Origin of the sequence: Allotamlana fucoidanivorans, from assembly GCF_045788535.1 — a bacterium.
Classification (GTDB): domain Bacteria; phylum Bacteroidota; class Bacteroidia; order Flavobacteriales; family Flavobacteriaceae; genus Allotamlana; species Allotamlana fucoidanivorans.
Map to the genome: position 1 here is coordinate 3,575,482 of NZ_CP074074.1, position 15,707 is coordinate 3,591,188.

At 32.1% G+C, this 15,707-nt stretch carries 18 protein-coding genes; all 18 read left to right on the forward strand.

Annotated elements, in window-relative coordinates:
- The first annotated feature begins 1 nt into the window (after position 1).
- Positions 2 to 397 carry a hypothetical protein gene (locus tag KFZ70_RS15175; protein ID WP_139698848.1) on the forward strand — a complete coding sequence of 132 codons (396 nt, stop codon included), beginning with the start codon at positions 2 to 4 and terminating at the stop codon, positions 395 to 397.
- Positions 398 to 584: 187 nt separating this feature from the next.
- Positions 585 to 1,910: a TlpA disulfide reductase family protein gene (locus KFZ70_RS15180; protein ID WP_139698847.1), complete on the forward strand. Its 1,326-nt coding sequence runs from the start codon at positions 585 to 587 to the stop codon at positions 1,908 to 1,910.
- A 237-nt stretch (positions 1,911 to 2,147) separates the two neighbouring features.
- Positions 2,148 to 2,639 (forward strand): MarR family winged helix-turn-helix transcriptional regulator, encoded by a 492-nt coding sequence (locus KFZ70_RS15185; protein ID WP_139698846.1) that lies wholly within the window; start codon positions 2,148 to 2,150, stop codon positions 2,637 to 2,639.
- Positions 2,636 to 3,373, forward strand: a complete 738-nt coding sequence (locus KFZ70_RS15190; protein ID WP_139698845.1) for a hypothetical protein — start codon at positions 2,636 to 2,638, stop codon at positions 3,371 to 3,373. The genes KFZ70_RS15185 and KFZ70_RS15190 overlap by 4 nt, the downstream gene beginning before the upstream one ends.
- A gap of 3 nt (positions 3,374 to 3,376) precedes the next feature.
- A complete protein-coding gene (locus KFZ70_RS15195; protein WP_139698844.1) occupies positions 3,377 to 3,766 on the forward strand; it encodes a RidA family protein in 390 nt (129 codons plus the stop codon).
- Between the two features lie 644 nt (positions 3,767 to 4,410).
- Complete coding sequence (locus tag KFZ70_RS15200; protein ID WP_139698918.1) at positions 4,411 to 4,851, forward strand: hypothetical protein; 441 nt, start codon at positions 4,411 to 4,413, stop codon at positions 4,849 to 4,851.
- A 190-nt stretch (positions 4,852 to 5,041) separates the two neighbouring features.
- Positions 5,042 to 5,413 (forward strand): transposase, encoded by a 372-nt coding sequence (locus KFZ70_RS15205; RefSeq protein WP_099570149.1) that lies wholly within the window; start codon positions 5,042 to 5,044, stop codon positions 5,411 to 5,413.
- Entirely contained in the window at positions 5,371 to 6,264 is an 894-nt protein-coding gene (locus KFZ70_RS15210; protein ID WP_407516215.1) for an IS3 family transposase, read from the forward strand. Before KFZ70_RS15205 ends, KFZ70_RS15210 begins: the two co-directional genes overlap by 43 nt.
- A gap of 40 nt (positions 6,265 to 6,304) precedes the next feature.
- On the forward strand, positions 6,305 to 6,886 hold the full coding sequence (locus tag KFZ70_RS15215) for a hypothetical protein (RefSeq protein WP_139698917.1): 582 nt from the start codon (positions 6,305 to 6,307) through the stop codon (positions 6,884 to 6,886).
- A gap of 184 nt (positions 6,887 to 7,070) precedes the next feature.
- Positions 7,071 to 7,442, forward strand: a complete 372-nt coding sequence (locus KFZ70_RS15220; protein ID WP_099570149.1) for a transposase — start codon at positions 7,071 to 7,073, stop codon at positions 7,440 to 7,442.
- A 50-nt stretch (positions 7,443 to 7,492) separates the two neighbouring features.
- The gene (locus tag KFZ70_RS15225) at positions 7,493 to 8,293 is read left to right on the forward strand and encodes an IS3 family transposase (protein WP_407515701.1); all 801 of its coding nucleotides are present in this window, start codon (positions 7,493 to 7,495) and stop codon (positions 8,291 to 8,293) included.
- 1,261 nt (positions 8,294 to 9,554) lie between these two features.
- Positions 9,555 to 10,922, forward strand: coding sequence for a TlpA disulfide reductase family protein (locus KFZ70_RS15230; protein ID WP_139698897.1), 1,368 nt, complete (start codon positions 9,555 to 9,557; stop codon positions 10,920 to 10,922).
- Positions 10,923 to 11,088: 166 nt separating this feature from the next.
- Complete coding sequence (locus KFZ70_RS15235; RefSeq protein WP_139698896.1) at positions 11,089 to 12,036, forward strand: DUF3179 domain-containing (seleno)protein; 948 nt, start codon at positions 11,089 to 11,091, stop codon at positions 12,034 to 12,036.
- A 147-nt stretch (positions 12,037 to 12,183) separates the two neighbouring features.
- Positions 12,184 to 12,861 carry a hypothetical protein gene (locus KFZ70_RS15240; RefSeq protein WP_407515703.1) on the forward strand — a complete coding sequence of 226 codons (678 nt, stop codon included), beginning with the start codon at positions 12,184 to 12,186 and terminating at the stop codon, positions 12,859 to 12,861.
- Between the two features lie 135 nt (positions 12,862 to 12,996).
- Entirely contained in the window at positions 12,997 to 13,512 is a 516-nt protein-coding gene (locus KFZ70_RS15245; protein WP_139698909.1) for a hypothetical protein, read from the forward strand.
- 149 nt (positions 13,513 to 13,661) lie between these two features.
- The gene (locus KFZ70_RS15250; RefSeq protein WP_139698908.1) at positions 13,662 to 14,246 is read left to right on the forward strand and encodes a hypothetical protein; all 585 of its coding nucleotides are present in this window, start codon (positions 13,662 to 13,664) and stop codon (positions 14,244 to 14,246) included.
- A 189-nt stretch (positions 14,247 to 14,435) separates the two neighbouring features.
- Positions 14,436 to 14,807, forward strand: a complete 372-nt coding sequence (locus tag KFZ70_RS15255; RefSeq protein WP_099570149.1) for a transposase — start codon at positions 14,436 to 14,438, stop codon at positions 14,805 to 14,807.
- A 50-nt stretch (positions 14,808 to 14,857) separates the two neighbouring features.
- A complete protein-coding gene (locus KFZ70_RS15260) occupies positions 14,858 to 15,658 on the forward strand; it encodes an IS3 family transposase (protein ID WP_407515701.1) in 801 nt (266 codons plus the stop codon).
- The last annotated feature ends 49 nt before the right edge of the window (positions 15,659 to 15,707 follow it).

The window sequence follows — 15,707 nt, forward strand, 5'->3', positions numbered from 1 at the left end:
AATGGAGGTACACTTAAAAATAATTGGAGTTTTATTAATGACTTTAGCGTCAATTCATATTTTTTTTCCAAAATATTTTAATTGGAAAGAGGAATTAAAAGCTTTGACATTGATAAACAGACAAATGATGACGGTTCACACCTTTTTCATTGCCTTTGTGGTTTTCCTAATTGGCTTACTTTGTCTGACCTCTGCAACAGACTTAACTCAAACCAAACTTGGAAAAACAATATCACTCGGACTTGGGATTTTTTGGGCAACACGATTGATTTTTCAACTCTTTGTGTATTCAACAAAACTTTGGAAAGGCAAGACATTTGAAACAACAATACACATCGTATTTACGATACTTTGGATATATTTAACAAGCGTATTTTTATGGACTGGATTAAACTGATAAACAGCATTACTATAAAAACACCTACAGCCAACAACGTATAAAATTAATTACTAGTGCAAGCCTACTTACGAAAATCCTCGCGGATTTTCTATTCGGTTTGTATTTGCTAAATTAGGTGTTTGAAACACGCAACTAATCTTATACAAACAAGTTACAGGGCATTTAAACAAACACTCTACATATAATGAAACGAATTATTTATTTAATTTTTATATTACTAATTGGATGTTCGGATTCTAAAACAGATTTCAGAATTAAACTGGATTCACAAGAAGGATATGGAACTTTTATGCCAGGGAGGGTAATTTTATGGCCAAACACTGATTCTTTGATATATAAAAACATCCCTAAAGATATTGATGAATATGTTGTTAGAAGTTTATCATTACAACCATCTCAATATTATTGGAATAAATATTTAGATGGAAGCATTGAAAAAGAACAATTTGAGAATATTGCAAAGTATTATAGGATTGACACAACAAAACTTACTAATGAGACAGTTGATTGTGAAGTTCTGTTTCTCATAGGCACAAAATCAAATAAGCGAATTATAATAATTGATACTGACAATGATGAGGATTTTGGAAATGAAAAAATTCTTGAATATGAATATCCATTGACAAATGAAAAACAGAAAGAAATTGAAAGTACGCTCCCCATTGTCACAGTTCATTTTGATTACTTTGAGAATAGCCAACTAATAACTAAAGAAACTAAGGTTAAACCAAGTCCATATAAAGGCTCATTAGGACTGACCTTTAATACAGATAATGAAATTGAGAAGAAATATTTTCTATTTGCAAGTTTTCCAGAACATAAAGAAGGACACGTTGATTTTAATGGCGTGGACTATATTATTTGTGTGTCAAATGGATTCTCACGAGTAAATTATGCAACAAATAGATTATCGGTTTTTATAACACCACAATCAGATTCATTGTCATCAGAATTAAATGGTGATATTCCTTATGAAATAGGAGATGTTTTTAATGTAAAAGGTCATGATTATTTAATTGATTCCGTTACAAATTGGGGAGATGAAATATTCATTAAGTATCTTGGTGAAAACACAAAACCTGTTGGAATTACAGAAGGACATTATATGCCAAAATTTGAAGCAAAACACCTTGATAATTCCGTCTTTGAATTAAAACAACATCATGACAAATATATTCTCCTTGATTTCTGGGGGACATGGTGTAATCCGTGCATAAAGCTTATTCCTGAACTGAAAAAAATAAATTCAGAGTATTCTAATGATAAATTTGTATTGGTCAGTGTTGCATATGATAGTGACCCAAAAAAAGTTACGGATTTCATTAGTAGAGAAAATATGAATTGGGAACATCTTTTTGTTAACCAAAATCAAGAAGACAAAAACTCATTGATTGAAAAACTAAAGATTTCAAGTTATCCTTCGACTATATTGATTGCCCCTGATGGAAAAATAATTGCACGAAACAAAACCATGAACGAATTAGAGGAAATACTTAAAAACGCCCTGTAACAATGTATATACAAAATAGGCGAAATAGCAGTAAATTCAATAGTTGTAGCCCGCTTCAAAAGCGTTACGGTTTGATAAGTTTGATGCCCGCAATCGCCTACTTTGCATATACTGACCGTTACCCAACATTAAACACAAGCATTTAATTAAAGTCTCGAAATCATACTTAAATTTTTATATAGTCAACTACATAGTTGACTATTTTATTGACTATATTTGCTTAAATGCATATCTATAATGGAAAAAGACTTTATTAAAGCACTTGGCTACAAGGCGTTAGACAACAGGCTTAAGCGGATTAGTGATAGAATTTTACACGATACAAGAAAGTTCTTCAAACATATTGATATAGATGTTGAACCAAGTTGGCATTTGGTATTCAAATTATTGAGGCAAAATGAAACACTAACTATGGTTGATATTGCGCAACAGTTAGGTTATTCCCATCCCTCTACTGTAGTTATGCTTAAAAAAATGACTGCAAAAGGTTTTATAGTTTCCGAAAAAGATTCAATTGATAAAAGAAAACTAAACATTAAACTGACACAAAAGTCCATCGACTTACTTCCAGATTTGGAACAGATCTGGGATAGTTGTGAAGATGCCATTTATAAAATGCTTAATAAAGATTTATCTATTCTTAAACATATTGATACTATTGAAGAAGCATTAAACACTATTCCTATCAATGAACGCTTTTACAAAGAATATCAAAAACAAAAAAGATGAAAAATCAAAAGATTTCTGAACAAGAAAACTCTAATATTTCTAGAAGAGGAATGATTAGAACTTTAGGGTTGGGATTGAGTTTTTCGGCACTACCTTCTTTTATGACTTCTGCGATGACAGAAGTTTCCATAGATGCATTAGACCCTGGAGAATACATCATCCCAGTGGAAGAAGGAGAATTATTGGAAATGCAAAAATTTGTTGAAGATTGTATTGCCGCCAATAAAGAATCAGACCCTCAAGAAGCTGTAAAACAAGTTTTACAGCGTGCAGTTTCGCATCATAAAGTATTATTAAAAACTATTGGTGAACCAACAAAGGTTGGCATGAAAGTGTTTTTACGCTCTAAAGAACTAACAATATTTGCGGCAACCTGGGCGCCACAGATGAATCTGATGCCACATAATCATCATATGTGGGCAAATATTGGAATTTATACTGGAAGAGAAGATAATATTCTTTGGGAGCGTAGTGAAAATAGATTAAAAGCTAACAAAGCTGAATGTTTATTCGCTGGTGATGTAGCTAAATTAAATTCATCTGCAATACATTCTGTTACAAATCCTCTTAAAAGATTTACAGGTGGACTTCATATCTACGGTGGTGATTTTTTTGAAACCGAATTCAGCAGATGGAATCCTGAAACACTTAATGAAGAACCTTTCAATGGCGAATTAATAAGAAAAATGTTCGAAAAAGAGAATGAACTCATCACTAAAAATAAAAACGATTAATAAATGAAACGACAATTAATTTCTGGAGGGAGTCCTTATGAAGATATCGTTGGCTTTAGTAGAGGCGTACGTGTTGGACCATATGTCACAATTGGAGGGACCGCACCAATGGACACACATGGAAAAACAGTAGGCATTGGAAATATATCTTTACAAACCAAACAATGTTTTGAAACTATCAAAACCGCATTAGAAAATGCGGGTTCAAGTCTAAATGATGTAGTTAGGACTCGGATGCTGTTAATTAATATTGAGGATTGGAAAGATGCGGCTGAAGTAAGAGCATCTTATTTTAAAAATATAAAACCTGTTGATACAGTAATGCAAGTTTCTCGTTTTATCAATCCAGATTGGCTAATTGAGATTGAAGTTGATGCAATTATGACTTCATAAATATTGATTTGAATAATAATAACGTTGGGTAACAACGTATATAAAAAATAGCGGAATAATCGCTCAATCAAAAGTAAATTAACAAATTTAAGGTCAGTTATTATCCGAAAAGTTAGTGCGTAAAATCCGCTACTTTTCATATACAAGACCGTTGGTTACAATAACTCCGAACAAACTTCACGTTGGATTTTAAAATTAATTCTGACCTTTATTATTAACTCAAATCTTATCTGACTTTACTTAATCGGAACGCTGATTTTGAGATTCAAATTTTGGATAGAACAAATAATACGCTTTCTAACAAAACTCAAATTTTTAAATTCTCACTCAAACGTATTTCGGACTTTACTCTTGCGTAAAAAATATATGCTCACTCTTGTGTTTTACGGACTTCACTCAGACGCAAACAACACGGATTAAAAAGCTTACTCAAAACCAAAAACTCGGACATTTTTCAACTCGTGCTCACTCAAATGTGTCGTTACGGTAACCAACAATGGCTAAAATTAATTGCTTCGGAATTTTCTGCCGAAAATTCCTCTTTCTTTGCTATATTTGGTTCATGGCGGAAAGAATCCTGCGGATTTTTCCGCAACATAATCTTAGCCAAGGCCGTTGTAGGCAAGCTGAAAACCGAACTATAATTGATAAAAAGAGCGATAATAATAACCCTAATTCTGAACTCAATAATTCTGATTGGTGTTCCTGCTGGACACGGTTACGGAATAATGGTAATGTTTGAATTTATAAGTATTCCGACTCTGATTAAAAACGGATTTGATTTTCAGAAAGAATATCCTTTTGAAAGTAGTCTGATTTTAATTGCTTTGGTTTCCTTAATTGGAAAACTGATTTCAATTTCACTATTGTTTTCAAAGAATATTTTGAACAAAAAGAACTGGATTTATATCGGACTGACTTTAATGCTGATTTCATTCCTTTTTGTTTGTTATGGAGCTTGGGAATATGATAATTTCCTATTTGCAATTACACTGGGAAGCGGAATTCCATTTTTAATGTATTTCGGCAGAATATTATATTTAATTAAAAAGGAAAATAACAAAACGGAATTAGTAGCGGAATGAAAAAAAGCCAGCGTACAACAATGTATAACCGCAATTACGGCGGATTCGACTACGTCCGAATCCACTCGGAATTGCTAACGTCTGTGCTTAACCGAAAATTAACGCATATTAACCCGTAACTGACGGTTATACGAGACGTTGGCAACAATATTGACCCGTCCTGAATAAAGGCTACATAATTTCAAACATTATGTACAAAAATGACAAAGTAATCAGACGGTATTCAGAACCTTTTAAACTGAAAATTTTAGACGAACTTACAACAGGAAAACTAAACAAATATCAACTAGGGAAAGCCTACGGTATTGCACCAACTACCATTAATGAATGGATAAGAAAGTACAACCGTAAAGACCTTATGAACACTAGAATAACTGTGAAAACCAAAGACGAAATAACACGCATTAAAGAACTTCAAAAAGAGATTGAACAACTAAAAAAATTGTTGTTAAAGAAAGATCTAGATGCAATGATTCAAGATTCATACCTGGAAGTTGCTGCCGAAGATCTTGGCTATAAATCTGTTGCAGAACTAAAAAAAAAGCTAAATATAGAGCGCTAAGTAAAACCAAAGACAAAGCTAAAGGATTTGCGTCTTTAACCACTATTTGTATGGCTTTCGGGCTTAAACGTGATGCGTACTACAAGTATAAATATAGAGCTGACAAACGTTTAAAACTTGAACAACAGATCATTCAAATTGTGAACCAAAAGCGCAGGTCCTTGCCTAGAGAAGGCGTACGTAAACTCAAAATATCTTTAAAAAATGAGTTTGATAAAGCAAACCTTAAAGTAGGCAGAGACACGCTTTTCAACATTCTTAGAAAACACAATATGCTTATAACCAGAAAGAAACCCAGCTACAGAACTACCAATTCTTTTCATAGGTTTTACAAACATAAAAACATCATAAAAGATGTACTTGTTAATAGACCTAATCAGGTTTGGGTATCGGATATTACATACATCAGAACTGTAAAAGGATTTTGCTACTTGGCCCTTATAACTGACATGTATTCTAGAAAAATCATAGGTTACGACCTTAGTGATAGCCTTGAACTTAGCGGTTGTACCAGAGCTCTTAAAAAAGCATTATATCAAGCTAAAAACACAGAAAACCTAATACATCACTCGGATAGAGGCATACAATATTGTAGCAATATATACACACAAATTTTAAAGAGAAACAACATCAAAATTAGTATGACAGAAGAAAATCATTGCTACGAAAACGCTATTGCTGAACGTGTAAACGGCATCCTAAAAGACGAGTTTTATCTTGACCAGACCTTTGATAGCGTACAACACGCCAAAAGAGCAACAAAAAGTGCAATCAATCTATACAACGAAATTAGATTACATGTATCTTTAGACTATAAAACACCAAATATGGTATATTTAAAAACAGCGTAAATCAATTTTTAACCTGTAGCCATATTTCAGGACTAGACATATGACGAAACGCAGAAATAATATTAAACGGAATCGATTTTCGATTTTATTCCCAGTTCTGACAATAATCGGAATTGGAATTATTGCTGTGCTATCTTCTGGCTATGAAAAAAGTTGGACTTATAATTGGAATGACATCAGAAAAGAAATAAAAGACTCAATTCAAGTTGCAAAAGAACAAGGAATCACAAGCGGATTTGTTGGAGTTGGCGCAAGGTCAACAGAAGATGAAATCCAAAGGAGAAAATGGATAATGAAAAATGCAACGGAATTAGAACTTCTGAAACTCACAAAATATCCAAACGGAAATGTAAAAGCTATTGCTTATGAGGGTTTGATTAAAAAAGAAACCTACAAAGAAAAAGCTGAACTGATTTCCAAAGCAATAGCCGATAATGAATATTTGGTTGATTATCAATCAGGTTGCGTTGGTGTTAGATATCAGATAAGTGAATATTTAATGATGTATGTTTTGAATTTTGACAGGACTTTTCCACCTTCGCCACTTATGGTAAATAATTATGGATTGTCGGATTTGGAAAAAGAAAAAATATTGACTGAATTTCATAATCGAAAAAAATAAATACAGTTGCCAACACCGTATATAATTTATTGCTAGTTCTAGCCTACTTACGAAAATCCTCGCGGATTTTCTATTCGGTTTTTATTTACTAAATTATGTGCTATACCACGCAACAAACCATATACAAACACGTTACCAAATATAGTGACCCGTCCTGAATAAAGGCTACATAATTTCAAACATTATGTACAAAAATGACAAAGTAATCAGACGGTATTCAGAACCTTTTAAACTGAAAATTTTAGACGAACTTACAACAGGAAAACTAAACAAATATCAACTAGGGAAAGCCTACGGTATTGCACCAACTACCATTAATGAATGGATAAGAAAGTACAACCGTAAAGACCTTATGAACACTAGAATAACTGTGAAAACCAAAGACGAAATAACACGCATTAAAGAACTTCAAAAAGAGATTGAACAACTAAAAAAATTGTTGTTAAAGAAAGATCTAGATGCAATGATTCAAGATTCATACCTGGAAGTTGCTGCCGAAGATCTTGGCTATAAATCTGTTGCAGAACTAAAAAAAAAGCTAAATATAGAGCGCTAAGTAAAACCAAAGACAAAGCTAAAGGATTTGCGTCTTTAACCACTATTTGTATGGCTTTCGGGCTTAAACGTGATGCGTACTACAAGTATAAATATAGAGCTGACAAACGTTTAAAACTTGAACAACAGATCATTCAAATTGTGAACCAAAAGCGCAGGTCCTTGCCTAGAGAAGGCGTACGTAAACTCAAAATATCTTTAAAAAATGAGTTTGATAAAGCAAACCTTAAAGTAGGCAGAGACACGCTTTTCAACATTCTTAGAAAACACAATATGCTTATAACCAGAAAGAAACCCAGCTACAGAACTACCAATTCTTTTCATAGGTTTTACAAACATAAAAACATCATAAAAGATGTACTTGTTAATAGACCTAATCAGGTTTGGGTATCGGATATTACATACATCAGAACTGTAAAAGGATTTTGCTACTTGGCCCTTATAACTGACATGTATTCTAGAAAAATCATAGGTTACGACCTTAGTGATAGCCTTGAACTTAGCGGTTGTACCAGAGCTCTTAAAAAAGCATTATATCAAGCTAAAAACACAGAAAACCTAATACATCACTCGGATAGAGGCATACAATATTGTAGCAATATATACACACAAATTTTAAAGAGAAACAACATCAAAATTAGTATGACAGAAGAAAATCATTGCTACGAAAACGCTATTGCTGAACGTGTAAACGGCATCCTAAAAGACGAGTTTTATCTTGACCAGACCTTTGATAGCATACAACACGCCAAAAGAGCAACAAAAAGTGCAATCAATCTATACAACCAAATTAGATTACATGTATCTTTAGACTATAAAACACCAAATATGGTATATTTAAAAACAGCGTAAATCAATTTTTAACCTGTAGCCATATTTCAGGACTAGACATAGTGCAAGAGCGATATTCGGTGCTTGTTTAAAATATTGGTTTTTTGCCTAAAAATCAGTTCTAATTTTCAAAGTTTCGGCTCAAGTCCTTTTTTGAGAACTAAACGCCAATGTGTTGTTTTCTCTTTTGCTCTTTTTCGGTTTTTTTAAAATCTTTCAGGTGCTTTAAAAGGTCATTTCTAAGGCATCGATAATTTATTTATCTCAATCTAATCGGATTTTTAAGCAGTTTTCTTTTTGCCCTTTTTCTGGCTGGCGTTCTGATTCGTTCTGATTTCAAAAAAGGTGTTCGTGCTCAATTTTGTGTTGCAACCTAAATGCCAAAAAAGTCGGTTTCTCTCAGCAAAGTTCATGCTGATTTTTGGTTTTTTTGCCAAATTTTGGTTGGCATTCTGCCTCGGTTGCATAAGGTGTATTTGCTTAATTCTGTGCTTTAACCGCTGTTCTGTGTTGCACAACATTAGGTAACAATGCACATACTTCATTGCTTGTTTTTGTTTGCTTACGAAAAGTTTTACAAAACTGCCAAATATCTGGCTTTATTTGCTATTTTTACGTAAGAAAACGCAACGAAAGCATGTACCAAACCGTTACCAAATATAGTGCAAGAGCGATATTCGGTGCTTGTTTAAAATATTGGTTTTTTGCCTAAAAATCAGTTCTAATTTTCAAAGTTTTGGCTCAAGTCCTTTTTTGAGAACTAAACGCCAATGTGTTGTTTTCTCTTTTGCTGTTTTTCGGTTTTTTTAAAATCTTTCAGGTGCTTTAAAAGGTCATTTCTAAGTCATCGATAATTTAGTTTATCTCAATCTAATCGGATTTTTAAGCAGTTTTCTTTTTGCCCTTTTTCTGGCTGGCGTTCTGATTCGTTCTGATTTCAAAAAAGGTGTTCGTACTCAATTTTGTGTTGCAACCTAAATGCCAAAAAAGTCGGTTTCTCTCAGCAAAGTTCATGCTGATTTTTGGTTTTTTTGCCAAATTTTGGTTGGCATTCTGCCTCGGTTGCATAAGGTGTATTTGCTTAATTCTGTGCTTTAACCGCTGTTCTGTGTTGCACAACATTAGGTAACAATGCACATACTTCATTGCTTGTTTTTGTTTGCTTACGAAAAGTTTTACAAAACTGCCAAATATCTGGCTTTATTTGCTATTTTTACGTAAGAAAACGCAACGAAAGCATGTACCAAACCGTTAGGGCACATTAAACCAAATCACGATACAAATGAAATATAAAATATTATTAGCTCTTTTTTTATTCATTACTGTTACTATTCACTCTCAAAGAATTGAAAATAACCCTGAATTTAAAAACAGAAATATAGTAATAGATACCACAAAAACAATTTCAAAAATTGTTGAGCTTGATAAAGTGGTAAAAGGGTTTGGTCCTTCTGGAAATAGAAGTATAGTTATCGCTACAAGAGATTTAATTAGTAAAGAAGAGCTGAAAGGCTACCCCATAATGAAAAATTTACCCGACTCATTGACAAACGTAAAAGAATACCTTTTTATCTTGAATGACTTTCAGTTCTACTACCAAAATTACAAGCAAGGTGTTTATAGCAAGGACTTATTTATAAAAAAAGCTAAAGGAAATAGAAGAAAGTTAGAGGACACAATTTATTTGACAAATAAAAAAGTTAAAAATACAATTTCAATAGTTTCAGGTATAACTTCTGATAATAGAATAGTATATATTGTTGACTCAAACAATAATAACGACTATTCAGATGACGAATTAAAATCTTTGTTAATTGACTTAAGAAAACAAGATGATATAATTAATAACTCTCAATTTGTTGACATCGAATATTTTGACGGTAAAACAATTAAAAAAGACAAACAATTAATTTCTGTCAGTAACCAATATCGCAGTAAAGATTTATCTTTTAGATTTCCTCAATTCAGATATGGTAAAGTTAAGCTAGGGAATGAAAATTATTTAATTCTTTCAGAATCCTTTAGTTTTAATCAATCTATTTACTTGGTAAAAGACCAACCTTATTTTGATAAACTTGACCAAAAGCATAATATATACCCTTCTCAATATTTAAATATAGATGGCTATTATGTTCAATATTCCAAAGTTTCACAAAATAACGATAAAATTAAATTAACCATAAGTTCTAATGACTCAGAAAATAAAATAACACCTATTGCAAATCAAGTAGGAATGTTAGCCCCAAAATTAAGTGGGATAAATGTGCTCAATGACCTGAAAATTTCGTTAAATGAATTTAAAGGAAAATACGTTTTTCTTGACTTTTGGAGTACATCATGTGCCCCTTGTATTAAAGAATTCCCATATATAAAAAAAGCTTACGACAAATTTAGCAGAAACGAAATAGAAATTATTGGAATAGCTGATATCAGAGGAAAAATAGATATAATCGAATTTATTGCAAAAAATAATGTTACCTGGCCAACTATTAATGAAGAAGATTCTACAACTCGTATGGAAGGATATAACATTAATTCTTGGCCGACCACATACTTAATTGACCCAACAGGAAAAATTATTGCAACTAATTTGAGAGGAAAAGACTTAAGTAATAAATTAGAATTATTAGGAGTAGCCAAAAAAGATTAAAAAAACGTGCCCTAACACCGTATAAAATTAATTGCTAGTGCAAGCATACTTACGAAAATCCTTGCGGATTTTCTATTCGGTGAGTATTTGCCAATTTAGGTGCTCAACCACGCAACTAATCCTATACATAAACGTTATGCACAATTAGTTAATAAAAACAATTCAGATGAAAAATATAAAATGGATATATGTTTTAACCATATTAATTTCTTTAATTTCATGTAAAGAAAATGAACGTAAAGAGCCAAATTTAGAGACTGAAAAGAATCCAAAAACAATAAAAATAGTTGCTCAACAAAGACCTTTTGGAGAGCCTCTTGAATTTGATATGGAAGTTAAAAATGCATTGGAAAATTTGCAATATGCCAATGAGGAAGATGTGAAAATTGATAGTTTAGATTTAGTAATTGGAATTCCTTTAAAAAACACTCAAATTGCAATTCCGTTGAGTTATATGTCTGCCTTTGAAGTAGCCAATTTTAAAGTCGAATCAAACCATCTTTCTATAACTTGGTGTCCCATTGTTGGAACAGCCCGAGTTTTTGAAAATGACAATAATACCTCTGGCTTTGATTTTGGGTATGGCTTAAATAATAATAATCTATTAGTTGTTGACCGAAAAACTAACACAGTATGGAATCAACTATCTGGAAATGGAATTTTAGGAGAACTTAAAGGTGATAAATTAAAATCAGTTTCTACCATTCAAAGTACTTGGAGTTTTTGGAAGAATAAGTATCCCAATACCAAAATACTCATAAATAAGGATACAACAAATGCTGTTTTTCCTCAATTTTTAGATGAAATACCTCATTATATTAACTGGAAACCAGGTGATGGTCGACCTAAATATGAAGACTTTCATCAAATTGAGACGTTAGGACTTGGGATAGATCTAGGAAATTCATCTATTTACTTTCCTTTTGAAATATTATTTAAAGAGAATTCTCCTGTTAATTATGAGTTAGAAGGATTTAAGTTTAATGTTCATTTTGACGAATCTGGGTTAACTGCATGGGCAGAAAATATAAATGGAAAAATGATTCCTAGTGCCATTGCCTATAATTGGGCTTGGAAGAACTTTTATCCAGAATCAAAAATTTTTAAAAAATAAAAGTGCATAACAAAGTATATAAAAAATTGCTACTTTTAGTTTAACCTCTGGTAGTTACTCGTTTGCTAGCTTTCGATTTTCCTTCGGAAAATCCTCGCACTCAAACACGCAACTTTCCATATACATAAACGTTGCCAGTAATTTAAAATGACCTTGGAAATAACGAAAAAAGAAGTTGAAAAATTAATTAAAATAAGAGAAAATGACACTGTTAAAAATCATTTTCTTACAGTCATTTCACGTGATTTTCAGGCAAAAGGTGAAATAACTTCGAATAAAATAAAATTCTGGAAACAAGGATTTTGGAATATGTCAACTTATCCTATATTTATATTTGAATTTAACTCAGAAAATCATTTAATAAACATTACTGATAAAATAAATCCAATTGGTAAAATATTTAATCTAATAATATTAATACCTATAATTTTTTTAATTGTCATACAATTTATAAATGGCAGTAATTTAATTGATAACTGGTTACCGTTTACTCTTTTTGGTATAATTTTATTGTTACTTATTTTGATTGTTCAAAAAGTCTATAATTTTGAAAAACAAAACCAACTTGAAAAAATTTATGCCCTTTTAGATATAGAAACAGAAGAAAAGAATGCTGAAAAAGAATGGAGTTATAAAAAAATAATTACTCGGATTTTTATGTATCCTTTTTGCATTGGACTTATACTTTTGGCCATATTCTTACTTTTCCCAGATGGAAAAATAATTTATGCAATTGCCTGTCTTGCTATAGCTGGAGCTTATTTATTTAGTGACATAAAAATATTAATCGGAAAAAAAACTACTGCCAACAATGGCTATAAGTAATTGCTTGTTCTCGCCTACTTCTGAAAATCCTCGCGGATTTTCAGTTTGGTGTGTACTTGCTAAATTAAGTGTTAACCCACGCAACTACTCATAGCCGAGATCGTTGGCAACAAGCTAAAAAAAATACGCTGAAAAATGAACCGAATAACAAAAACCATAACATTACTTCTGATTTTTTTATGTATTTCCTGCAACCAAAAGAAATCTGACAACACTTACTTGGCGAATTATATTAATTCCGTGAAAGTCGATAATTCACTTACGGAAAATCCTTTACTGGTTATCGACGGATATGCCGTTGAATATGAAACAATGAATGACGGTTGGTTCCTATTACTTGAAGAAGATATTTCAAAGGTTGAATATTTGAAAAAAGAAAACACTGTAAATATATACGGAGAAAAAGGTAAAAACGGAGTTGTTTTATTAACGACCAAATTAAAAGAAAGAGAAATAGCAAATACAAAGTCGGACAAGAAAACTCTATATGTTCTTGACGGAGAAATAATATCTGTCGATGAATATAAAAAAATTGACCAAAGCAAGATAATCGGAATTGGAACAATAACGGAACCGAGCGCAATAAAGGAATTCACATCGGATAATTATGATGAACTGATTTACATATCGACGAAAATGCCGACTGAATAAAAAATGCCAGTTGCCAACACCGGCTATAATTCAGCGTGGCGACAGTGCAAAAACCGAGAGTAAAAACATTAAATTAGCTTGATTTCTCTGCGGAATAGTCCTGCGGACGATTCCACGCCGAAATCATACCCAAACCGTTACCTACAATATTGAAAAAACTGCTTCAAATAATAATTTTAGTATTTATCATATCATGTGATTCAAAAAAAAGCTCATCAGATTTAGCTGATAAAGAATTTGAAATCTGTATTGAATCGAAATACTCTGAACGAATTGAAAACGGACCAGCTGGAGGAAATCTGACTGACAAAAAGAATATCCATAAATTATTGGAACTAGCTTTAGTTAAAGAAGGCTATTTAACCGATATAACTAAAAATGGATATCTGAAGTTATTTGACAAAATAAAAAACAAAGACATTGATTCTGATTTTTTTGACAAGTTAAAATTGCAACTTGGATTTGACCCATTTCTCTTATTACCTTTCATAGGACAAGCGCAATTAAAATGCTACGACCAAATTGTCTTAAGAGAAAAAATTGTAGACAAAACAAGTTGGCAATATAAAGTAATGGAATCTTTATGGGAGATTGAAAAATCTGGAGACCTGAACTTCAATGATGGAAATTTAGCAAATGCTCTAAACAGTATTCCCGAAAAAAAATTTGAAAAAATGATGTATCGGAAATTATTTCTTGACGTAATATATTTTCACCATAACTATAAAAAATAAAAATACTGTAGGTAACACCGTGTATAAAAAATTGCTATTTTTAGCTTAACCAATGTTAGTTGCTTTGCTTACTAGCTTCTGATTTTCCTTCGGAAAATCCTCGCACACAAGCACGCAACTTTCCATACACAAGACCGTTGTAATGCATTTTGACCCGTCCTGAATAAAGGCTACATAATTTCAAACATTATGTACAAAAATGACAAAGTAATCAGACGGTATTCAGAACCTTTTAAACTGAAAATTTTAGACGAACTTACAACAGGAAAACTAAACAAATATCAACTAGGGAAAGCCTACGGTATTGCACCAACTACCATTAATGAATGGATAAGAAAGTACAACCGTAAAGACCTTATGAACACTAGAATAACTGTGAAAACCAAAGACGAAATAACACGCATTAAAGAACTTCAAAAAGAGATTGAACAACTAAAAAAATTGTTGTTAAAGAAAGATCTAGATGCAATGATTCAAGATTCATACCTGGAAGTTGCTGCCGAAGATCTTGGCTATAAATCTGTTGCAGAACTAAAAAAAAAGCTAAATATAGAGCGCTAAGTAAAACCAAAGACAAAGCTAAAGGATTTGCGTCTTTAACCACTATTTGTATGGCTTTCGGGCTTAAACGTGATGCGTACTACAAGTATAAATATAGAGCTGACAAACGTTTAAAACTTGAACAACAGATCATTCAAATTGTGAACCAAAAGCGCAGGTCCTTGCCTAGAGAAGGCGTACGTAAACTCAAAATATCTTTAAAAAATGAGTTTGATAAAGCAAACCTTAAAGTAGGCAGAGACACGCTTTTCAACATTCTTAGAAAACACAATATGCTTATAACCAGAAAGAAACCCAGCTACAGAACTACCAATTCTTTTCATAGGTTTTACAAACATAAAAACATCATAAAAGATGTACTTGTTAATAGACCTAATCAGGTTTGGGTATCGGATATTACATACATCAGAACTGTAAAAGGATTTTGCTACTTGGCCCTTATAACTGACATGTATTCTAGAAAAATCATAGGTTACGACCTTAGTGATAGCCTTGAACTTAGCGGTTGTACCAGAGCTCTTAAAAAAGCATTATATCAAGCTAAAAACACAGAAAACCTAATACATCACTCGGATAGAGGCATACAATATTGTAGCAATATATACACACAAATTTTAAAGAGAAACAACATCAAAATTAGTATGACAGAAGAAAATCATTGCTACGAAAACGCTATTGCTGAACGTGTAAACGGCATCCTAAAAGACGAGTTTTATCTTGACCAGACCTTTGATAGCATACAACACGCCAAAAGAGCAACAAAAAGTGCAATCAATCTATACAACCAAATTAGATTACATGTATCTTTAGACTATAAAACACCAAATATGGTATATTTAAAAACAGCGTAAATCAATTTTTAACCTGTAGCCATATTTCAGGACTAGACAGCTATGAAAC